Source organism: Aquimarina muelleri DSM 19832, assembly GCF_000430665.1.
Taxonomy (GTDB): Bacteria; Bacteroidota; Bacteroidia; order Flavobacteriales; family Flavobacteriaceae; genus Aquimarina; species Aquimarina muelleri.
The window spans coordinates 75,541-95,614 of sequence record NZ_AUML01000019.1; the positions used below are offsets into that span (position 1 = coordinate 75,541).

23 protein-coding genes are annotated in these 20,074 nt (G+C 30.4%); 1 reads left to right on the forward strand and 22 read right to left on the reverse strand.

The window, feature by feature from the left end:
• Nucleotide 1: 1 nt before the first annotated feature.
• The 22 genes from lolB2 to flxA form a co-directional block, all read right to left on the reverse strand.
• Complete coding sequence (gene lolB2 / locus H527_RS0109515) at nucleotides 2-607, reverse strand: flexirubin biosynthesis protein LolB2 (protein WP_027412499.1); 606 nt, start codon at nucleotides 605-607, stop codon at nucleotides 2-4.
• Nucleotides 588-1,205 (reverse strand): flexirubin biosynthesis/transport protein LolA2, encoded by a 618-nt coding sequence (lolA2, locus tag H527_RS0109520; protein ID WP_027412500.1) that lies wholly within the window; start codon nucleotides 1,203-1,205, stop codon nucleotides 588-590. The genes lolB2 and lolA2 overlap by 20 nt, the downstream gene beginning before the upstream one ends.
• Complete coding sequence (locus tag H527_RS0109525; RefSeq protein ID WP_229809276.1) at nucleotides 1,198-1,929, reverse strand: polysaccharide deacetylase family protein; 732 nt, start codon at nucleotides 1,927-1,929, stop codon at nucleotides 1,198-1,200. The genes lolA2 and H527_RS0109525 overlap by 8 nt, the downstream gene beginning before the upstream one ends.
• A gap of 38 nt (nucleotides 1,930-1,967) precedes the next feature.
• Nucleotides 1,968-3,032 carry a beta-ketoacyl synthase N-terminal-like domain-containing protein gene (locus tag H527_RS0109530; RefSeq protein ID WP_027412502.1) on the reverse strand — a complete coding sequence of 355 codons (1,065 nt, stop codon included), beginning with the start codon at nucleotides 3,030-3,032 and terminating at the stop codon, nucleotides 1,968-1,970.
• Between the two features lie 50 nt (nucleotides 3,033-3,082).
• Nucleotides 3,083-4,285 (reverse strand): beta-ketoacyl-[acyl-carrier-protein] synthase family protein, encoded by a 1,203-nt coding sequence (locus tag H527_RS0109535; protein WP_027412503.1) that lies wholly within the window; start codon nucleotides 4,283-4,285, stop codon nucleotides 3,083-3,085.
• A 19-nt stretch (nucleotides 4,286-4,304) separates the two neighbouring features.
• Nucleotides 4,305-4,562, reverse strand: a complete 258-nt coding sequence (locus H527_RS0109540; RefSeq protein ID WP_027412504.1) for a phosphopantetheine-binding protein — start codon at nucleotides 4,560-4,562, stop codon at nucleotides 4,305-4,307.
• A 1-nt stretch (nucleotide 4,563) separates the two neighbouring features.
• Nucleotides 4,564-5,184, reverse strand: coding sequence for a 3-oxoacyl-ACP synthase (locus H527_RS0109545; protein WP_027412505.1), 621 nt, complete (start codon nucleotides 5,182-5,184; stop codon nucleotides 4,564-4,566).
• Nucleotides 5,185-5,393: 209 nt separating this feature from the next.
• On the reverse strand, nucleotides 5,394-6,539 hold the full coding sequence (locus H527_RS0109550; protein ID WP_027412506.1) for a beta-ketoacyl synthase N-terminal-like domain-containing protein: 1,146 nt from the start codon (nucleotides 6,537-6,539) through the stop codon (nucleotides 5,394-5,396).
• Nucleotides 6,532-6,981 carry an acyl-CoA thioesterase gene (locus tag H527_RS0109555; protein ID WP_323054123.1) on the reverse strand — a complete coding sequence of 150 codons (450 nt, stop codon included), beginning with the start codon at nucleotides 6,979-6,981 and terminating at the stop codon, nucleotides 6,532-6,534. The genes H527_RS0109550 and H527_RS0109555 overlap by 8 nt, the downstream gene beginning before the upstream one ends.
• Entirely contained in the window at nucleotides 6,971-8,242 is a 1,272-nt protein-coding gene (locus H527_RS0109560) for an ABC transporter permease (protein ID WP_027412508.1), read from the reverse strand. Before H527_RS0109560 ends, H527_RS0109555 begins: the two co-directional genes overlap by 11 nt.
• Nucleotides 8,235-8,978: an ABC transporter ATP-binding protein gene (locus tag H527_RS0109565; protein ID WP_027412509.1), complete on the reverse strand. Its 744-nt coding sequence runs from the start codon at nucleotides 8,976-8,978 to the stop codon at nucleotides 8,235-8,237. Before H527_RS0109565 ends, H527_RS0109560 begins: the two co-directional genes overlap by 8 nt.
• A gap of 9 nt (nucleotides 8,979-8,987) precedes the next feature.
• Nucleotides 8,988-9,983, reverse strand: coding sequence for a BtrH-related acyltransferase DarH (gene darH / locus H527_RS0109570; RefSeq protein WP_027412510.1), 996 nt, complete (start codon nucleotides 9,981-9,983; stop codon nucleotides 8,988-8,990).
• The gene (gene DarG / locus H527_RS0109575) at nucleotides 9,973-10,380 is read right to left on the reverse strand and encodes a flexirubin biosynthesis protein DarG (RefSeq protein WP_027412511.1); all 408 of its coding nucleotides are present in this window, start codon (nucleotides 10,378-10,380) and stop codon (nucleotides 9,973-9,975) included. Before DarG ends, darH begins: the two co-directional genes overlap by 11 nt.
• A gap of 7 nt (nucleotides 10,381-10,387) precedes the next feature.
• A complete protein-coding gene (locus H527_RS0109580; protein ID WP_027412512.1) occupies nucleotides 10,388-10,843 on the reverse strand; it encodes a hotdog family protein in 456 nt (151 codons plus the stop codon).
• Entirely contained in the window at nucleotides 10,843-11,271 is a 429-nt protein-coding gene (locus H527_RS0109585) for a hotdog family protein (protein WP_027412513.1), read from the reverse strand. The genes H527_RS0109580 and H527_RS0109585 overlap by 1 nt, the downstream gene beginning before the upstream one ends.
• 1 nt (nucleotide 11,272) lies before the next feature.
• On the reverse strand, nucleotides 11,273-12,406 hold the full coding sequence (gene darB / locus H527_RS0109590) for a dialkylresorcinol biosynthesis protein DarB (protein ID WP_027412514.1): 1,134 nt from the start codon (nucleotides 12,404-12,406) through the stop codon (nucleotides 11,273-11,275).
• Complete coding sequence (locus H527_RS0109595; RefSeq protein ID WP_027412515.1) at nucleotides 12,406-13,332, reverse strand: NADPH-dependent FMN reductase family protein; 927 nt, start codon at nucleotides 13,330-13,332, stop codon at nucleotides 12,406-12,408. Before H527_RS0109595 ends, darB begins: the two co-directional genes overlap by 1 nt.
• Nucleotides 13,329-14,216: a lysophospholipid acyltransferase family protein gene (locus tag H527_RS0109600; RefSeq protein WP_027412516.1), complete on the reverse strand. Its 888-nt coding sequence runs from the start codon at nucleotides 14,214-14,216 to the stop codon at nucleotides 13,329-13,331. Before H527_RS0109600 ends, H527_RS0109595 begins: the two co-directional genes overlap by 4 nt.
• Before the next feature lie 6 nt (nucleotides 14,217-14,222).
• Nucleotides 14,223-14,471 carry a phosphopantetheine-binding protein gene (locus tag H527_RS0109605; RefSeq protein WP_027412517.1) on the reverse strand — a complete coding sequence of 83 codons (249 nt, stop codon included), beginning with the start codon at nucleotides 14,469-14,471 and terminating at the stop codon, nucleotides 14,223-14,225.
• Nucleotides 14,472-14,474: 3 nt separating this feature from the next.
• A complete protein-coding gene (locus H527_RS0109610; protein WP_035087760.1) occupies nucleotides 14,475-15,698 on the reverse strand; it encodes a beta-ketoacyl-[acyl-carrier-protein] synthase family protein in 1,224 nt (407 codons plus the stop codon).
• 15 nt (nucleotides 15,699-15,713) lie between these two features.
• Nucleotides 15,714-16,445: a flexirubin biosynthesis SDR family reductase FlxB gene (flxB, locus tag H527_RS0109615; RefSeq protein ID WP_027412519.1), complete on the reverse strand. Its 732-nt coding sequence runs from the start codon at nucleotides 16,443-16,445 to the stop codon at nucleotides 15,714-15,716.
• A gap of 335 nt (nucleotides 16,446-16,780) precedes the next feature.
• On the reverse strand, nucleotides 16,781-18,316 hold the full coding sequence (flxA, locus tag H527_RS0109620) for a flexirubin biosynthesis tyrosine ammonia-lyase FlxA (RefSeq protein WP_027412520.1): 1,536 nt from the start codon (nucleotides 18,314-18,316) through the stop codon (nucleotides 16,781-16,783).
• A 111-nt stretch (nucleotides 18,317-18,427) separates the two neighbouring features.
• Between flxA and H527_RS0109625 the strand changes: the two genes are divergently transcribed.
• Complete coding sequence (locus H527_RS0109625; RefSeq protein WP_027412521.1) at nucleotides 18,428-19,684, forward strand: NAD(P)/FAD-dependent oxidoreductase; 1,257 nt, start codon at nucleotides 18,428-18,430, stop codon at nucleotides 19,682-19,684.
• The last annotated feature ends 390 nt before the right edge of the window (nucleotides 19,685-20,074 follow it).

The following is a 20,074-nucleotide window of genomic DNA, read 5'->3' on the forward strand; positions in this document are numbered from 1 at the left end:
TTTAAATTGATTTCAAATTAATTGTAAGCTTTAAATTCTTATGCTCTATTTTAATTAAATTTGCAATAAAATTATCTGTATTTTTAAATGTGAAAATTACTTTTTCTTTCCCTTTTCCTGATCTGACAATTTTATGTATTTGATTACTAATCGTATAATAATAATGTCTCTTATCATAAATCTTAGTTTCAAAAACCGCGTAATTATTAGATGAAAATGCATTTAAAAACAGAGGGGATTCTTCAATTAACACTTTGAAATCTTTTTTTAAAATATTGATTAAAATTTTTTTGTTTAGATCCTCTAAAATGTAATTTACTCTAAAGTCCTCATTAATAAATGAAAAATCAAAAATTTTGTTTCCCATTTCTGTGGTAAACACAACTCGATGATTGTTATTTCTAATTTTTTTTACAATAAAAACTCCACCAAAAGGCTTATCATTTACATTAATAGTTGCTTTATATATATAGTCTTTCTGTTTATCTGAAAAATATGTGTTCTTTAGAACCAAATCAGATATCTCTCTTTTTATAAAATTGTTGTTCTCTGGGTAAGAAGCACATCCTACAAAGAAAAAACAAAAACTAATGAGTAAATACCTCATCTGGCAAAGAAGAGTTTAATATTCTATTACTAAATACTATTCTTGTATAATCATTTGAAGGCTCTATAATTTTAATTTCAATTACATCTCCATCAGAGTCAAATGTAATATAAAACACTTTAATATATTTTTTGAATTTTTTGTCTTTCGATCCGAAATGAACTTCGCTATTCCCTTGTTTTTTATAATAATTTATGACAAATTCATTATCATCAAACATATCTCCTTTTAAACTACTAACGATAAGGTGATTTAATTTTTTAAATTGTTCACTAGCACCTATATCAATCTTGTTTTTATTACCTTCATCATTAATATAAAGTGTTTCATTTTTAAATATTACTGAATACTTAAAAGGTTTTATGTATTCCCATTTTACCATATTTGGCGTTTTAAAAGCAAGTTTTCCTGTTGTAATAATATCATTCGATAAAAAATCCAAATGCTTGTATTGTGTAAAATCACTAGAAATAGTTTTTGTTTCTATAGCGTGAGTTTTCACTTTTTCTTTTAAAGCATTGATTTCTGCAATACTCATTTTAGTCTGAGCATGTAGAGTAGTAGTGATAAATAATATGAGACATATAATTTTATGCATACGCTTTTATCTTAAATAAAGAATCTATCGTTACCGATTCTATATTTTGTTGTTGTAAAAATAACAATAACTGTTCCAAAACGACAATTGTTTTTAAACTTGTATCATGAAGTAAAATGATATCACCTTTATATAGTTTTTTTGTAATTCGTTTTAACACTTTATCCGAACTTCTTGATGTTGTATCCAAAGATCTAATACTCCATCCTATTGACTGCAACCCTGTAACTTTTAATGCTCTTTTTATTCTTGGGTTTGTTACTCCAAAAGCGGGCCTGTAAAGCTTTAAATCCACTCCTACTACACTTTTTGCTATAGCATTTGTTTGTTGAAGCTCTGAAATTACTTTTTCTGTACTTAAAAAACCAAAAGAGTTAGGGTGCGAATAGGTATGATTTCCTATAGAATGTCCTTCATTAATACAGTTTTTGACTAAATCTGGATATGCTTCAATATGCTTCCCTACGCAAAAAAAAGTGGCTTTTGCATTATACTTTTTTAAAAGTTTTAAAACCAAGGGGGTAAACTCAGGATTTGGGCCATCATCAAATGTAATCGCTACTTGATTTTTTTTAATACCGCTACTAGAGTTTAGAGATTTAACATGATAGTTCCACTGTATTAATCCAGAGCCACATATTGTAAGGATCAACCATATAATGGCTAATAAAAAATACAGCCAAAAGGATACATGAAACCCATAATTGGTTAAAAGTAAAACCAAAAAAACGATTATTGTTACTCTATTTACATTTTTAAAATTTAACATTTACGCAATAAAGTGAGGCTATGATTTTCTCCTCTATACTGATTGTATAACAAAATAGTTCTATAATTTTCTTTTGATTTTTTGTTTATTTTAATTGCTTCTGGTAGTTTTTGAGTTTTTAAGATTTTTGAAGCGAGCCATATGCCAAAAGAGGATGCTGTATTAAATTCACCACATAAATGTTTATAGTATACTTGTTGGGTATCTTTAAATAAACCTGAGCTTAATTTATTATAAAACATATCATATTGTATGTCTCCATTGTTACCTAATACAATAGCATCTATATTCTCGACACTTATATTATTATCTTTTAAAAATAGTATTACAGTATTTAAAACCTCTGTTTCTAAGAGAGTATTATAAGTCTCTACTGCTAGAACTTCTGCGTAAGTAGAATCTTGTTTTTTATTTGACACCACAAAGAAATTTGCTCCTTCACCAAATATTGTCCCTGCTGTATTAGAGCCTAATAATTTAGTAGTTTCAATTTTTTCTAGTTTTATATGATTGATAAGTTTATGGATAGCAATGGTATGCTCTCCTTGTTCATCAACCCCTCCTATTAAGATAGTATTTGCTTCATCATTTTCTAATTGTAGCTTGGCATCTAGTAATGTTGACTCAAATGATATGCTTGCGTGTACATATGTAAAATTATAGCCTTTACATTGAAGTCCTAAAGCGATTTGCCCTCCTACAGTATTATGAGTTGATTGTATAAATGATGTTGGTGTAAGATATTTTTCGTCGTTATCTATAATTGCACTAACAAACTTTTCAGAATCTCTAACACAACCCATTCCCGTTCCTGTAATGATAGCATCCACATTTTCTAAACCAGCATCTCTTAATGCTATTCTAGAGGCTACAACTCCCATTTTAATTCCTTTTGCCATTCTACGTGCTGCTACTGGGTCAATGTATTCTTTATAATCTGGATTAACTACAGGAATTACATTATTAGTATAAACTAGGATTTTCTCTAAAAAATCATTGTTACCAAATGTTTTTTGAGATGAAATAGATCCAATACCATTTATGTACACTTTACTCATATATCTTCAACTAAAAAACATTTATACAATATATTAGGTTCTAAAATTTATTATTGTTTTTTCGAAAAAATTAATGAGGAACAATTGCCTCCAAAACCTAAAGAATTAGATAATACTGATTGTAATTCCTTTTTTTTGAGTTGTAATTGAGGGGTAATATTAAATTCTTTCATTTGGGTCTCAAAATTTAGATTAGGATAAATTATATTATTTTGAAGTGCTAATACTGCATAAACAGCTTCAATAGCACCTGCTGCAGCCAGAGTATGCCCTGTATATGCTTTTGTAGAACTAAACTCAGGTAGCTTATCTCCAAATACCCTTAAAATTGCACGCCCTTCAGACAAATCATTATTTCCTGTTGCAGTTCCATGAGCATTTATATAATCAATATCAGCAGGTATGAATTTTGCAACTTCTAACGCTTTTTGCATAGCTAAAGTTGCTCCGTCTCCGTTCTCTGAAGATGCTGTTTGATGGTACGCATCATTTGCATTACCATACCCTTTTATATATGCTAATACATCTCTACTTTCTGCTGTAACAACCTTATCTGACTCTAGGACTAAAAATGCAGCGGCCTCCCCTAAGTTTAAGCCTTTTCTGTTCTCATCAAAAGGGGTATTATATGTATCGGATAAAATCATTAAGGTTTTAAATCCGTTAATAGTAAACTTAGACAAACAATCTGTTCCTCCTACAACTACTCTATCTAATTTACCAGATTTAATTAACCTTGCTCCAAACATTATAGCATTTGCGGCAGAAGAGCAAGCTGTACTTATAGTAGTAACTAAGCTTTTTTTAATTCCTAATTGTTCTGCTATTTTTTGAGTTGAATCTCCAGCATGATGTCCCTCAATATATTTTTGAACATCTTTGTTTTTGAGATAATCATAATAATAAGCTTCGGTTCTATCCATTCCACCAACACTAGTGGCAGAAATTAATCCTGTTTTATATGTAGTAATATCTAAAATCCCTGCGTGTTCTATAGCTTGTTTAGCTGCTATAGCTCCTAATAATGCAGTTCTTGAATAATTATTATCTGAGGTCAGTCCCAATTGTTTTTCTAACTCCAGATTTGTAGATGCTATTTCACCAACCATAATATCTCCTTGATGAATGGTTTTGATTTTAGAAATCCTAGAGATTCCTTTTTTACCATTTATAAGAGATTGGTAATTTTCTGTAACATTGTTTCCAATAGCAGAAATTATTCCCATTCCGGTTATAGCAACGCCTTTACTCATCTAAATAAATATAGTTTATTTATTTTGTTCTGTGTTCTGTAATGTATTTTGCCATCACCTCTATTGATCCAAAAATTGCACGTCCTTCTTTAGGGTCTGTTAATTTAATACCATAATTTTTATCAAGCATTACAATTAACTCTAATGCATCAATTGAGTCTAGACCTAAACCATCACCAAAAAGAACATCGTTATCAGCAATATCTTCGACGGTTATATCTTCTAAATTTAATTGTTCTATAATATTTTCTTTTAGCTCTTGTTTTAAAACCTCCATATTATGTGTTGTATAATTTTATTATCTCTTGTTTAGTATGTGCTATAGTTCCTTCTTTAGAAACCAAATATAAAAATGCTTCATACTCTATTCCATTAAACTCTACCCAACCACAAAGCACTTCTTTAGCTTTGTTTGTTGACAATAAACTTTTTGTATACTCTAATAAATATTCTGCATTAAAGCTGTCAAAGATAAAAAAACTATTTTCAGAATGTAGTTTATATTTAATACTTATCTCGCCAATACAAATATTAGGCAACGTATAAACAAAAACCGCTGGGCTTGGATAATAGTTATCTTTATCTTGAATCGATTCTTGATGCTTTTTATCAGTATCTAAACTTGATGATTTATTTGAAAATACAATTGCAATATTATTTTCTTCTTCAGTGTTTATTTTTTCTCTACTTAATAAAACTTCTGATGCCAGAAAAGCTAATTTACTTAGCCCATCCATTTTAAAAAATTTGGGATAATTAATCTCAAAACTTCTATAAGCTGTTTTTATAAAATCTAAAAAATCAAGAGTATCTTCATTCTTATATATAACAGATTTATTTAATGATATTTTATTATCTTTTATCTGGCAAAATGATTTTATATAGTACTTAGTATTCATAAGTTAATTACATTCTTTTTATAAGTAAATATAGTGCAGTACTATCCTCTCTACTACTAAATCCTTTTTTTAAAAATTATTCTAGATTCATTTACCAGTTCTATTATTTCAATCATTTTATATATATAAAATGATTGAAATAATTTTGTAACTTCTTGATTTGATCTATGACTTTTATTATTTGGATTAGCACCTCTTTATAGAATAAATTATTTTACTTTTTGAAATAGTACTGCTGTATTACAACCCCCAAAACCTGAAGCAGTTTTTAGAAAAGTATCTAATTTTCTTGATGTTGTTTCTGTGATAATATTCAAAGGTTTCGACACTCCTAATTCACTAAATCCTAATGAGGTATACAAGGTGTTATTTTGCAGCGAATGCATCCCGACAATAGTCTCAACCAACCCTGAAGCTCCTAATGTGTGTCCAAAATAGCCTTTCAAACTATTTAAAGGCACTTTATTTAATCCTAACCGATTAAATGCAATTGCTTCTGTCTCATCATTAAACAATGTCGCCGTACCATGTGCTGAAATGTAATCTATATCATTAAAAGTAATATTACTTTCTTTAATGGCTGACTTCACACTTCGGCACAACCCTTCTCCGGTTCGGGAAGGACCAGAAATATGATTTGCATCATTACTAGAGCCTTCTCCCAAAACAACAACGGCTTCTTTTGATAAAGCATTTGTATCTTTAGTAACTAAAATACTCGCAGCAACTTCTCCTATATTTACTCCTGATCGGTTTTTATCATAAGGCTTACATGGTTCATTACTTAATGCTTGAAACGAATTAAATCCTGTTATTATAAATTCTGTTACAATATCTCCGCTAACAATAAAGACATTATCATATACACCTTGATTAATATAACGTTTTGCAATTGCAATAGATAGAACTCCAGACACACATGCATTAGAAACAACAATAGCTTCTTTTTTAAAACCTAATGCTTCTTTTATTACTCGTCCTAAAACACTTAAATAAGCTCGTTCTTTTGAAAACCTACTGTTTTTATCTAAAACATCAACATTTCCTTTTGTTGTTGAAATTATCAACCCTACTCTATTGTTTATAGGTATTTTAGCCTCCCCTATCACTTTGCTTAAAGAAGAAATCATCATATGCTCTAAGCGAGTAAAATCTCCTTCAATGCCTAACGTCTTAAAATTTGCATATAAATCTTTACTATTTATTATTGAAGAATAAAATGGCTGAGACAAAATGGCTTTATCTTCTATAAGTTGTAGCCCAGAGTTTTTATCCTGAATATTTTGCACAACAATCTCACTATCGAACCCTAGTGATGATATTATATTATTATATGAAGCATAAATCTTATTCATCTATATTTATAAGGCCTTCTTTTTGTTTCCATTTTATAAAGAAAGGAGGTATTGTTAGTGACAAGTCTCCATTTCCTACATCCCCCACAAATACTTGTATGGTTTTTCCTGTACAAACTAATTTTTGGTCTTGATTATATATTTCGTATCTAAAAATCATTTTTGCAGCAGGACTATCTACATAAATTGTTTTTATAGTAGCAATATCCCCATATCGCAAAGGTAATTTATGCTCTGTGCTGGATTTTACAATAGGTGTAGCATAGCCAAACTTTTTTTGATCTAAATAAGAAATACCATGATGTCTGCCAAAAGCTTCTCTTCCATCTTCGAAATACTGAATATAATTGCCATGCCAGACAATCCCTAAAGGGTCTGTCTCTACAAAACGTACTCTTACCTCACTGGTAAAACTTATTTCTTTATTACCTTTATACTGCATTTTTCTTTTCATTATAAATAATAGAAATTAAGACTGTTATTATAAAAAATAATAAAAGTAATGTTATCTCGGGAACAAACTCTATAAAACTAGCATTCCGTAAAAACACATCATAAAAGGCATTTAAACCCCAGTTCATAGGTGAAATATTGGATAATGTCTGCATAAACTTTGGCATTACAAAAACAGGTACCCAAACACCTCCTAAAGCAGCTAATATAACTACAAAAGTTGCTCCAAATGGCGCAGACTGTTCTTGTGTTTTGGCAATGGTCCCTAACAATAAACCTAATCCTATTGCTGCTAAACCTGCAAAAAAAGCTACAATAAATAAGTTAAACAATCTTCCTGCAACATCTAATGTAGGCAAACCCATTTTAGGAAATAAAAATATACCTATTAGTAACATTAGAACGAATTGGATTAGACAAACAACTAAATAAACTATTGTTTTTCCGCCTAAAACTGTTGCATAGGATACTGGATTTGTTCTTAATCGAACAAAGGTTCCTTGATTTTTTTCTTTTACTATATTTATAGATAATGGAACAATAATAAAAAAGATAGCAAACAGTGTCCAAGCAGGTATATTGTGTTGTACAGAATTAGGGATTATTTCTTTATCTCCTTTTTTAGGAACTATTTCTTTAAAGCTGATAAAACTATCTGTTTCAAAAATAGCTTCTGTATCATCTCCTTCTGATACTTGGTCTTGAAAAGCTTTATATATAGATTGCGTTTCTATTTTAGAAATCATTTTATCAATACCATTTTTCACAGAACTTTTAAAAGTTTGCTGAGTTGCTGGGTCAAAATACAATCTGACTTCTTTATTTAAAATTGTTTCTTTAATTTCCACCTCAACATCCTCTTCTAATCCAAATTTAGCCAAAATGCCTTCCACATTCTGGTTAACCTTCTTGTCTAAATCTAATGATAATTTTTCGGGAATTATTATAGCTAATTGATAATCTCCCTTAAACACTAAATCTTTTGCTTCTTCTTCTTTATTTTTTTGAATAACCTGAAAAGCATTAGACTCTACAAAACCATTAATTATAGTTTCTGAAACCAAACCATTATCGTGATTTACAAGAAGTATAGGAATTTTATTGTCTGCGATAGATTTAAAGGAACTATCCTGAATTATTGTTATTGTAATGATTAGTACAACTGGCATTATAAATAAAATAGCAAGCCCTCCAACATCCCTGGTTATTAATAAAAACTCTTTGTATGTAGATGCTAATAATTTATGCATGATCTCTTAATCCTTTCCCTGTTAAGGCTAAAAATACGTCTTCTAGATTATTCGCGTTTGATTGATTAGAAATTAACTCTTTTGGTTGCCCTTGAGTTATTATTTTTCCGTGATCAATAATTGCTACTTTGGTACAAAAATCTTCAGCCTCATTTAGATGATGTGATGTATAAATAATAGTAGTCCCTTTTTCATTTAAGATCCGTAAGTATTCAATAATTACATTTTTGGATTGTACATCTACCCCTACAGTTGGTTCGTCTAAAAACAACACTTTGGGTTCATGCAATATACTTGCAATTAAATTAATACGTCGTTTCATTCCTCCAGAAAATGTACTTACCTTTTTATTCGCAAACTTGGACAATCCTAATATATCCATTGTTTGATTTATTTTAGACTTTAACGCTTTGCCTTTTAACCCATACATACTACCAAAATACATAAGGTTTTCAAAAGCTGTCAACGATGGGTATAATGCATATTCTTGTGGCACAATACCTATTAGTTGTTTTAGTCGATTTTTTGAAGTTTTATAGGTTAAACCATCTATAGTAAACAAACCTGAAGTTGGTTTAATTAAAGAACATAGCAACGAAATTAAAGTTGTTTTCCCTGCCCCATTTGGGCCAAGTAATCCAAAAATTTCTTTTTCAGCAATAAACAAATCTAAGTTTGACAAAGAATACGTATCTGCGTATTTGTATTTTTTAGATAATTGTTCTATTCTAATCATGCTTTTTTATTAAATAGCTTTCCTTAATTTTTTAAAAAATATTTCTTCTCGATTTGCTATCGTCTCTAGTTGTAAGGCTATATTATTATATGCATCTTCTTTAGCACTTCTATTTTTATATATACGAGAGGCATCCAAAGCAAAATCCCTCCATGAATCACCTATCAAAGTCATTTCGACTGATAATTCGGTTAACTTATCATTTTTTAAAAGTTTACCTGCTTCTTGTAAAAAGGCTGCATAGATATATCGAAACCCTCCCCCTCCAGTTCCTATTTCTTCTTGCATTCTAACCACTTGTCCTAAATAATGATTAGCCACTTTTGTTCCTTTCTTTTTTGGCCATTTACGTATTAGACTGGCAACGAAACGAATTCCTTTTACCCCAACTACTGGGACCGGAGCCAGCATATCTCTGCACGTTTGTTTAATACCTTTTATTATTGCTTTTTCTATGGTTAACTCTTTGGGGAAATCTATAGGGTAATACATATGTCCTTTAGGAGCAAACGCTCCTTTAGCAAAACGTACTTTTTCTAACTCTTTCTCTGTTAAGGTGGTTACGGTTTCCATTACTGGATCACTTATTAAATAAGTATCTTCTTTTTTGCCATAAACAACTAGATTATGAGCGTTAAAATGAAAACGATATTCGTCTGGAAAATATACTAGGTTGTATACTCCTACCTGAAGTCCTACAGGATTATTTTTATTTAGATTTTCATCTAAACGAGTCTTTGCATTCTGAGAAGATTTAAATTTTTCTCTTTTTATTTTTATTCCAACTCTTTTGGCAAATCGTTTAAAAATAAAACCAGGCATTGCTCTATAGGTAAGTGCAGGAGCATGATTTACTTTTAAAAACGGAATATAGCAAAATAGTAATCCAGAACCAATACCAAAAACCATAGGCTCACTAACATTGTATCCGTTGTGTTTCATTAAATTAGACACCACACCGTTTTCACAGTGTGCAGATTGATGGTGTGTAAAATTAATTTCCATGTTCAATGCGATTTAATTGATCAATAGTGATTTCAAAAACATCAGCATATTTTTGTAACATTTTTTGTGATAGTTTGCAAAACACCTTTGGTTTTAAGTGTCTTTTAACACGCCATTGCCATAGCCCCACATAACTTGCTAAAATACCAATATCCATTTTATGAAGCTCCATATAATACTCTATAGGACTTGTTTCGTTATTTATAACTCTTATTTTGGCTTCTTCCACCCGCTCGTTTATTTCTTGTATAGCGTTATTTAAGGCTATAGTTTTTGGAGTCCACCCACTACTACTTGCTGTTGTATATTCCCCTTTATCATTAACAGCATAACATAATTCCTTAAAATTAGATGATTCTAAGCTACCCTTGTCTTGTGGAACTTCGTTTTCTTTCATAATAAACCTATTTTACTTCTTGAATAAATAAATTCATTTCACAAGATAATAATTCTTTGTCTTCTTCATAAATATTACATTCTAATGTACAAATACTGTATTGTTCTGTATCGTATCTGGATTTTAAAGTAGCTTTAGAAATTATTGTTTTTCCTGCACAAGGACAATTATAAATGGTTACTTTTTTTATTCCACTAATAAAACCAATAAGTTTTGTTCTATTGCCTTCTAAGTCATCTTCTTCAAAATAACTTTTACCAACTATTGCGGAACAGGTTTGTGCTGCGTTTTCTACTAAACCTATTTCATTAAAGACATTATCTTTAACAAAAATGCAGTCTGATTTTATATCAAATGAGGTAGATACATGATTATTATCTATAGACAATATCTTATCTACCATTAAAAAAGGGTCTCTGTGTGGTAAAAACTTAGCTATATCTAATTTTTGAAGTTTATTCATTATCTGGGAATAACGGTTTTCATTTCTCCAGAAGCGATCTTTTCTTTTTTTATATTAAACACCTCTATTTTGACCATAGTAATCCCCATAAACTCATGTAATATTTCGGCCTTTGTAATTATAGTCTCCTTTAATTTTGGAAGAGAAAAAATATCAATTTTTTTTATAGAACCTATATAACCTATAGGAACAGGCTCTTCTTTAATAAAATAGTCATAACCAGTATGTAATGCGACCGTTTGAGCCATATTTTCTATAAGCCCAGGCTCCAAAAAAAAATTATCTTTTAAGAAAATATTTTCTTCTGTTATTTCTAAAGACGACACTACTCTTGTTTCTGAAAATTCTAATAAAGCACTTACCATCTCGAAAGGTTTTTTTTGAGGTATTAGATGTTTAATATCTGTGAGAGGTAAATTTATTTTCATTTTAACACACTGTTAAATAAGCATATGTATAAGAAAATCTTGCGCTTTCAGGAACAGACAATAATATTTTGTCCCCTTTTTTAAGGTTTCCTGAAGTAACCAATTCTTCAAGCATTATATAAATTGACGCTGCTCCGATATTACCAACTTTTTTTAAATTCATAAACCAATTCTCCCAAGGAATCTCTATATCATTATTTTTCATTTCCTGGTATAAGTTTTCTTTAAAATAATATGAAGAAATATGCGGTAAATAATAGGTTATATCCTCAGGTTTAACATTGTGTTTTTCTAATGTTTTTTTTAAACTATCGACACCTTTTACAAGAATGTTTTCTGCCAATAACTTAACATCTTGTTTTATTGCGAATAATGATTTTTGAGCCCATTGTTCAGAGGGGTATTCACTCCATGATTTTAACAAGCCAGTATCTAACTTATCTCCTCCCGCATACATACATGCCTCTATTTCACCAGCATAAGAATAACCTTCCATCCATTCAATTTTTAATGGTATATCTCCATTAGGTTGGTCTTCTAAAAGAAATGCTCCTGCTCCATCAGATAACATCCAACGTAAAAAATCTTTATTAAAAGCCAAAATTGGTGTTTCTTCTAGTTTCTTTAAGTGTTCTATTTCATTTTCAAAAATATTAGATTTCATCCATGATGATGCTCGTTCTGACCCTGTACAAACAGCATTAGTATTTTGTCCAGATTTAATTGCCAAATAACCATATTTTAGAGCATTCATTCCTGAACAACAAGCTCCTGATGGCGAATTAATCTCTAAGTTTCCATTTTTTAAAAAGCCATGAACCATCGCTGCATGTGATGGTAATATTTGATCTGGACTTCCAGTACCACAAGATAATAATTGAATGTTTTCAACAGTAAAACCTTCATCACACAAAAGTTGTATTGCCTCTTTGGTAAGCTGGGCATTATTGTGTGTTATTTCCCCTTTATCATTAAGAGCATAATATCTGGTTTTGATTTGATTATTACGTAAAACAACACGTCTAGCTTTAGATGTTTTTCCATTAACGATACCTAATCTTTCTTCCATCTCTTCATTATCAACGGGATCATTAGGTAAAAATTTTGATGTTCTAGTAATGTAAACGTCTTTCATTAATTATTTTTTGTATCAACAGATGAGTAATATTTTTTTTCTCTGATTATTTTTTTATACATAAAAATATAAGTAACCAAAAATACAATAAAAACTATTGGTGCTATAACCCAAATAGCAAATAACAAATAATAATTAAATAAAATAAGGGCTTTTTTGCGTTTTGGATTCCCTGCTTCTCCCTTTTTATATATTAGGTTTGCCCATTTAGAAAACAACAAATTGGCTCTTTTATCTGCTAAAATTAGAAATGGTTTAATTTTTACAGCCCCTAATTTCACTATTTTTTTTTGTAAATCCATAAAGTTATTTTTCCGTAATGCTTCTTTTACAGAGGGCACAAAAACTACTACATTGTTTATATCTTTATCAGAAACTCCTGGTTTAGGAAAAAAACCTAAAAACCTATCTTTTTTACCTTTAAACATCCAGTGCGTTATAGTTAGCACACTAATGTGATTAATATGTCTATCTACCAGTGCTATATTACCAACTAGTTTTGCATTACAGGAAATCAAAAGATTTTTAACTTTTTCTTGTGCTTGAATCCACATGTTCCTGCATCCTATAACAGTAATCACTGGAGTATTATTAAGTAACTTTTTTGCGTTTTCAGATTTTAAAAAAGAATTGATAGGAATAGATGGACTCAAGTACCACACTTGATATCCTAAAATAATTAAGTCATATTTTTTATTAAATATTTCGGGATCTGATTCTTTAAGTGGGATAGGGATCTGAAGAAAAGATTCTGGAAAAACATCAAAAAAAGCATCTTTCTTCCAAGGAAATTTATAGGCATTCTTGGGAACTATTTCAAGATATGTTATATTTATATCTTTATCCTTCATCGCAGAAGCTATATTACCAACAATATCAAACAATTGCCCTGTTTGCGAATAGTAAACAACCAACACCTCTTTCATGTATCTTTTTTTATATTCCAAAAATCGAAATAATTAAACCATTGTAAAGGATACTTATCTAACATCCATTTTACGCTTTGTGTATACTCTTTTAATAGTTCTTTAGCATCCCTGTGTTTTGCTTTTGCTTTTCTTGCATAAAGGTGATAATGTGTATTTGTCTCTTTCATTACATATACAAATAGCACAGGTACTTTTAATCTCGAAGCCAAAAGAAATGGGCCAGCAGGAAATCTGGCTTCTTGTCCTAACAAATCTTGTGTTAAAAATTTTGATCCTTTAAAATAACGATCTCCTGTAATACATATAATTTCATTTCTTGCTAATGCAGCATTGATATGAAAAATATGTGAGAAATCTTCTTTTATAAAAATAAATTTAATGTTAGATTTTTCGACAACGCTATCCAGATAGTTTTTAATTGCAGTATGTTCTATGTCTGTAGTAAGAAGATTAATTGCTGCATTTTCCTCTAATTCTCCAAAGAAATGCTCTGCTATTTCGAAATTACCAAGATGGGCACTAATTAAGATACCACCTTTTCTTTGTTTTAATGTTTCATTTATTAGTTCTATACCGTCAAAATGATACGTGAATTTATTTCTAAGACCAGAGGATATAGCTACTTTATCAATAATGGTTTGTCCAAAAACATAATAACTTTGAAGTATTTTAAAAATACTTTTTAGTTTAGAATATTTAAGTCTTTTATTAAAATAATAATATATAGATCTACTACTAGACAAAGAGAAAAAACAAAAATATAGGGATACAAAATATAAAATAAAATAAGCGGAATTTAAACCTACTTTTTTAATAAAAAAAACAAATATTTTATACCCAAGCACGGTACCTCTGGACTTCCCTTTCCATTCCGTAGTCATACCTGTCTACAGTGATTTTATTTTATTTTCTATAAGGTCGTAAAAATTTTGAAGTGTTATAACATTTATAAAGTCTTCACCTATTAATTTTACACCAAAATTGGATTCCACAGCTACTACGAGATCAACAAAATCTAGGCTATCTAGCTCAAGAGTCTCCTTTAAGTTTGCTTCTGAAGAAATATCATCTTCTTCTACTTCAAACTCATCAATAAGAAAGTCGTTTATTTTTTCAATAATAACTTTTTTATCCATATTCTATTTATTAATTTTTTTTATTACCAATGCTGAATTCGTTCCCCCAAATCCAAAAGAATTAGACAAAAATACATCAATTTTTTTATCTAGAGTTTTCTTAACCAAATTTAGTTTATTTGCATCTTCATCAGGGTTTTCCAAATTTATATTTGGTGCTATAAAAGAATGCTGCATCATAAGCATAGAATAAACGACTTCACTAGCTCCTGCCATCCAACATTCATGCCCAGTCATTGATTTTGTAGAGCTTACATAAGGTCCATTTTCTCCAAAAACTTCAAATATTGCTTTTGCTTCATTAGCGTCTCCAACTAGTGTTGAAGTAGCATGTGCATTTATATAATCAATAGTTGTAGAATCAATATTTGCTTGTTCCAAAGCTTTTTTCATAGCTCTAGAAGGCCCTTCAACATTTGGAGTAGAAATATGCTCTCCATTAGAAGAAAATCCATAACCTATAATCTCTCCTAATATTGGAGCTCCTCTTTTAATAGCAGATTCATAACTCTCTAAGATTAATGTAGCTCCACCTCCGCTAGGCACTAATCCATCTCGGTTTTTATCGAAAGGACGAGAAGCTTTTTTTGGGTTATCTACATTTACAGAAAATACTCCCAAGCCATCAAAACTCCCCATTGCAAGTTTATTTATTTCTTGTGCACCCCCACAAATAACACAGTCTTGCATCCCACTTTTTATCATTTGATACGCCATTCCTATAGCATGAGAACCACTAGCACAAGCCGCACTAATTGTAAAATTTATTCCTTTAAGTCTAAAAATAGTAGAAAGATTCATAGTAACAGTAGAATTCATTCCTTTAAAAATTGCTCCAGATCCTACTAATGTTGTATCTTTTTTCTCTCTAATTTTATCTACAGATTCAATCACAGATTTTGCTGTACTATCATTACCATATAATATACCTACTTCGTTCTGATCAAGAAAAACCTGATCTATTTTCGCATTTTTCAAAGCTTCTAATGTAGCTACATATGCATAAGCTGTTTCTTCTCCTATACTAACACGCTGTCTTCTGGATAATGCACTCTTTAAATCGGGCTCTTTTATGACTCCTGTTAAACAAGAGCGATATCCAAAATCTTTTCTTTCTTCATCAAATCCAATTCCTGATGTTCCATTATATAGTGATGTCTTTACTTGTTCTAAATTCTCACCAATACAAGAATATATCCCCATGCCTGTGATTACAACTCTTCTCATATATTTAGAATTAATTTACGAGTAAATTCCACCATTTATATTAATAACCTCTCCAGTAATATAAGATGCTTTTTTAGATATCAAAAATGATACGACATGTGCAACTTCTTCGGCTTCTCCAAACCTGTTAGCTGGAATTAATTTTTTAAGTTCTTTTTCATCCAATTCATCGGTCATATCCGTTTTGATAAAACCCGGAGCAACAGCATTTACTGTAACATTTCTTTTAGCTACCTCTTGTGCCAGAGCTTTTGTCACACCTACTATAGCTCCTTTAGCTGCAGAATAATTGGTTTGTCCTGCTGTTCCTTTAACTCCTGATACAGAGGCAATATTTACAACCCTTCCGTATCTGTTTCGCAATAATTTTTGAATTAAATGATTTGTAACATTATAAAACCCATTAAGGGAAGTATTAATTACATCTTGCCAATCATTTTGAGGCATCCACATAAAGAGTCCGTCTTTTGTAATTCCTGCATTATTCACAATGACTTCAATTATAGCCTCTTTATTATTTTCTTGCCATGAATCTAGCTTTGTTTTTACCTGATCAGAGTTAGTCACATTAAATTGAATAATTTCTGCCGTTCCACCAGCTAATTCTACTGCTGCAAGAGTATCTTTCGCAGCAGCTTCATTGCTATTGTAATTTATTAGTATATGATAGCTAGTATCTTTAGCGAGTTGTATACAAATTGCTTTTCCAATCCCTCTGGAACCACCTGTTATTAAAGCACATTTCATTTATTCTTGGTATTGTTTTTTTAGTTAGATGTAGTTATCATCTCAATTTATTTGGGGAAATCTCTATCGTATTTATTAAATAACTCTAAGTTTTTAAACCATATATTTTACAGTTCCTCTTCTTTTATATTTTGTTCTTAGTCTCTATTAACAAATCCTCTATAAAATAATTTAATAATCCATGTTTCTTTTGGATAAATAAACCTTCATTTTTAAAAACTCTAGTATAATCATGATGAAATTTATAACCTATTTCCTCTTATCAAAGTTAGTCCTTGACTATATAGAAATATAATCTGAAAAAAAGTAAAATAGTTAAGCCTATTTTATCTTGATTATACTTCTGTCATTTCATTATTTATAATAAAATCCTTTACTTGATTCACATAAGGATACATAATTACATCTTCTTTAAACACAGGAACTATGTTTCGTATCGCATCATACATTTTTTTGGTGTTAGAAGAAACCTGATCTTTTACTTCTAAATATTCAATTGCTTGAACAATTGTAATGAGCTCTATCGCCACAACCTCAAATGCATTTTCAATGACTTTTTTTGTAATTAAAGCGGCATTGGTTCCCATACTTACAATATCTTGATTATCGTTATTATTAGGGATACTATGTACATACATTGGGTTAGCCAACATTTGATTTTCTGCTGTGGTTGAAGTAGCAGTAAATTGGACTCCTTGCATACCAAAGTTTAAACCTAGTTTAGCTAAATTTACAAACGGAGGGAGTATCTCATTTAATTTAGAGTTTAATAAATAATTTAATTGGCGTTCTGCTAACATGGTCATTTTAGTAACCACTATTTTTAGTTTATCCATTTCTAAAGACACATAATCTCCATGAAAATTCCCTCCATGATATACGTGCTTTTTCTTGACATCTATAATAGGATTATCATTAGCAGAGTTTACTTCTTCTATAAGTATTTTCTCTACATTGTTTAATGTATCTAACACTGGACCTAATATCTGAGGAACACAGCGTAATGAATAATATTCTTGTACCTTTTCTTTAAAAACAGCTACCTCGGTTTGATTGGTATACAAATATTCTTCTCTCTTTCTAATTAAAGAGCTGCTTTCTAAATGTGTTCGCATTTGTTTGGCAATTTGCTGTTGCCCAATATGTTTTTTCGCATGATTTAGTTCATGAGACAGATGATCGTCATATGCTTTTACGATCTCATTAATTGCGCATGAAGCAATAATCATCCAATTTAATAATCTTCTTGTATAAATAGTATTTACTAACCCTACACCAGTCATTACAGAAGTCCCGTTCATTAAACCTAGTCCTTCTCTTAAAGCAATTGTAATAGGTTTTAGGTTTTCTTGCTCAAAGACTTCTTTGGTAGTTTTTCGTTCTCCTTCATGAAATACTTCTCCTTCACCAATAAGAGTTAAGGCAAGATGTGCTAATTGTACTAAGTCACCACTAGCGCCCACACCACCATGTTCATAAATAAGTGGAGTAATGTTTTTATTAATCAAAGAGGTCATAACATCTATAACAGATTTATGAACTCCTGAATAGCCAAGACATAATGTATTTAACCGGGCTAGCATAGCTGCTTTTACATACATTGGTGGAATTGGATTTCCTGTTCCCGATGCGTGACTTCTTATTAAATTATATTGTAATTGATTTCTTTCCTTATCATCTATTTTGTATTGAGCCATTGGCCCAAATCCAGTGTTTACACCATAAATAATTTTATTTTCAGAAAATTCTTTTAAAAAATCAAAACTTTCTTCTACCGTTGCTACTACACTTTCGTCTATAGCTATTGATTCTTCGTTAAATATAATATTAAAAAAATCCTGTATTTCTATTTTCCCTTTGAGTATTCGCATCTATATTTACCTCGAAATTTTAATGAATATTATTTCAATAACCAAAAATAAAACAGTTATTTTGGTTTGCAAATTTATAATAATTAGGGAATTAATAACTACGGTAGTGCTATGAATGATGAAAATATAGATGTTTTAATAATAGGATCTGGTCCTTCCGGTTGTGTTGCTGCTTCTTATTTACACGCCAAAGGGTTTAAGATAAAGGTCGTAGAAAAGAGTATTTTTCCCAGGTTTGTGATAGGGGAAAGCCTTTTACCCAGATGTATGGATCACTTTGAAGAAGTCGGGTTATTAGAGTGCTTAAACGCTAGTGGATTTGAAATAAAATCTGGAGCTCGATTTATCAAAGGGGCACAAGTCTGTAATTTTGATTTTAGTAAAAAACATACCGAAGGCTGGAATTGGACATGGCAAGTGCCTCGTGCAGAGTTTGATAATACATTAGTTCAAGAGCTTATAAAAAGAGGAATTGATATTGCATTTGGACAAGAGGTCATTGATGTACATTTCGAAAAAGAAATTTCAAAAACCACTATTAAAGATAAAGATGGTAAGTGTAAGACTATCCACGCAAAGTATATTATAGATTCTAGTGGTTATGGGAGAGTACTACCTAGAATATTAGATTTGGAAAAACCTTCTAAACTGCCTAAACACTCTTCAATTTTTACACATATCAAAGATATTCGCAGACCTCATGGAAATGAAGGAACACTTATTACTTTTGATGTAATAGATACACAAACATGGCTATGGGTAATCCCTTTTTCTAACGGAATTACTAGTATAGGCTATGTCGGTCCTACAGAGTTTTTAGATTCATTTAAAGGTAGTGAAACAGAAAAACTAACACAAATGCTAAAGCTTTCGGATTACTTTTATGAAAGATTTAAAGGTCTTGATTTTATGTTTGAACCTATGCTTATAAAAAACTATTCAAAATCTGTAAAGCAGTTATACGGAAAAGGATATGTATTAACAGGTAATAGCGCAGAGTTTTTAGACCCTGTATTTTCTTCGGGTGTTACATTTGCTACAGAATCTGCATTATTAGCAGCAAAACTTATTACCAAAGAACTACAGAATAAAGTAGTTGACTGGGAAGAAGAATACTCAAAGTATATTAAGGCTGGTGTAGCTGTTTTTGCGTCTTATATAAAAGAGTGGTACACGGGGAGCCTTCAAAAATTATTTTTTCATCAACCCGAAAACCCAGAAATCAAAAAACAAATATGTGCAGTTCTTGCTGGTTATGTTTGGGATAAAACAAATCCTTTTGTAAACAAACATAATAGATTAATCAAAACATTTGCCCATTTTATAGATATAGAAAATGGTGAAAAAGAAAAACTAAGTTCTAAATAACATAAATCAATAACCTCGTAGAAATCTTAATATCATTAAGTTAAGCTGTATTTTTTTGAGAATTTAATATCTGTAAAAGCAAAACACCTCTTTATTTCTATTATGGATTCCAGCCTGTGCTGGAATGACAAGCAAAAGGCATTGTGTTTTGGTTATTTTGTTATTCCGGAGTAGACCGGAACATACTATTAACAAATTATAAATCAATAACATTGGGAGCAAACTCACGAAACATGCTTCCGAAAATATATTTTATTTTCGAGGCAAGCTTCGAAGAATTAAACTCCACAATGTGAATTAAAACTATGAATCATAAATTGAAAAACATTTTTAAAACAGAACAACACATTTGATAATTCTCTTAGTTATATCAGAACTAATAATCCTACT

Excerpts from the sequence above, each read along its gene's own strand:
- darH (WP_027412510.1), bottom strand. The coding sequence starts at position 9,983 with ATGGAAATTAATTTTACACACCATCAATCTGCACACTGTGAAAACGGT.
- flxA (WP_027412520.1), bottom strand. The coding sequence starts at position 18,316 with ATGCGAATACTCAAAGGGAAAATAGAAATACAGGATTTTTTTAATATT.
- lolA2 (WP_027412500.1), bottom strand. The coding sequence starts at position 1,205 with ATGCATAAAATTATATGTCTCATATTATTTATCACTACTACTCTACAT.
- H527_RS0109625 (WP_027412521.1), top strand. The coding sequence starts at position 18,428 with ATGAATGATGAAAATATAGATGTTTTAATAATAGGATCTGGTCCTTCC.
- H527_RS0109565 (WP_027412509.1), bottom strand. The coding sequence starts at position 8,978 with ATGATTAGAATAGAACAATTATCTAAAAAATACAAATACGCAGATACG.
- H527_RS0109605 (WP_027412517.1), bottom strand. The coding sequence starts at position 14,471 with ATGGATAAAAAAGTTATTATTGAAAAAATAAACGACTTTCTTATTGAT.
- flxB (WP_027412519.1), bottom strand. The coding sequence starts at position 16,445 with ATGAAATGTGCTTTAATAACAGGTGGTTCCAGAGGGATTGGAAAAGCA.
- darB (WP_027412514.1), bottom strand. The coding sequence starts at position 12,406 with ATGAAAGACGTTTACATTACTAGAACATCAAAATTTTTACCTAATGAT.
- H527_RS0109545 (WP_027412505.1), bottom strand. The coding sequence starts at position 5,184 with ATGAATACTAAGTACTATATAAAATCATTTTGCCAGATAAAAGATAAT.
- H527_RS0109540 (WP_027412504.1), bottom strand. The coding sequence starts at position 4,562 with ATGGAGGTTTTAAAACAAGAGCTAAAAGAAAATATTATAGAACAATTA.
- H527_RS0109595 (WP_027412515.1), bottom strand. The coding sequence starts at position 13,332 with ATGAAAGAGGTGTTGGTTGTTTACTATTCGCAAACAGGGCAATTGTTT.
- DarG (WP_027412511.1), bottom strand. The coding sequence starts at position 10,380 with ATGAAAGAAAACGAAGTTCCACAAGACAAGGGTAGCTTAGAATCATCT.
- H527_RS0109530 (WP_027412502.1), bottom strand. The coding sequence starts at position 3,032 with ATGAGTAAAGTGTACATAAATGGTATTGGATCTATTTCATCTCAAAAA.
- H527_RS0109555 (WP_323054123.1), bottom strand. The coding sequence starts at position 6,981 with ATGCAGTATAAAGGTAATAAAGAAATAAGTTTTACCAGTGAGGTAAGA.
- H527_RS0109610 (WP_035087760.1), bottom strand. The coding sequence starts at position 15,698 with ATGAGAAGAGTTGTAATCACAGGCATGGGGATATATTCTTGTATTGGT.
- H527_RS0109535 (WP_027412503.1), bottom strand. The coding sequence starts at position 4,285 with ATGAGTAAAGGCGTTGCTATAACCGGAATGGGAATAATTTCTGCTATT.
- H527_RS0109585 (WP_027412513.1), bottom strand. The coding sequence starts at position 11,271 with ATGAAAATAAATTTACCTCTCACAGATATTAAACATCTAATACCTCAA.
- H527_RS0109580 (WP_027412512.1), bottom strand. The coding sequence starts at position 10,843 with ATGAATAAACTTCAAAAATTAGATATAGCTAAGTTTTTACCACACAGA.
- H527_RS0109560 (WP_027412508.1), bottom strand. The coding sequence starts at position 8,242 with ATGCATAAATTATTAGCATCTACATACAAAGAGTTTTTATTAATAACC.
- H527_RS0109600 (WP_027412516.1), bottom strand. The coding sequence starts at position 14,216 with ATGACTACGGAATGGAAAGGGAAGTCCAGAGGTACCGTGCTTGGGTAT.
- lolB2 (WP_027412499.1), bottom strand. The coding sequence starts at position 607 with ATGAGGTATTTACTCATTAGTTTTTGTTTTTTCTTTGTAGGATGTGCT.
- H527_RS0109550 (WP_027412506.1), bottom strand. The coding sequence starts at position 6,539 with ATGAATAAGATTTATGCTTCATATAATAATATAATATCATCACTAGGG.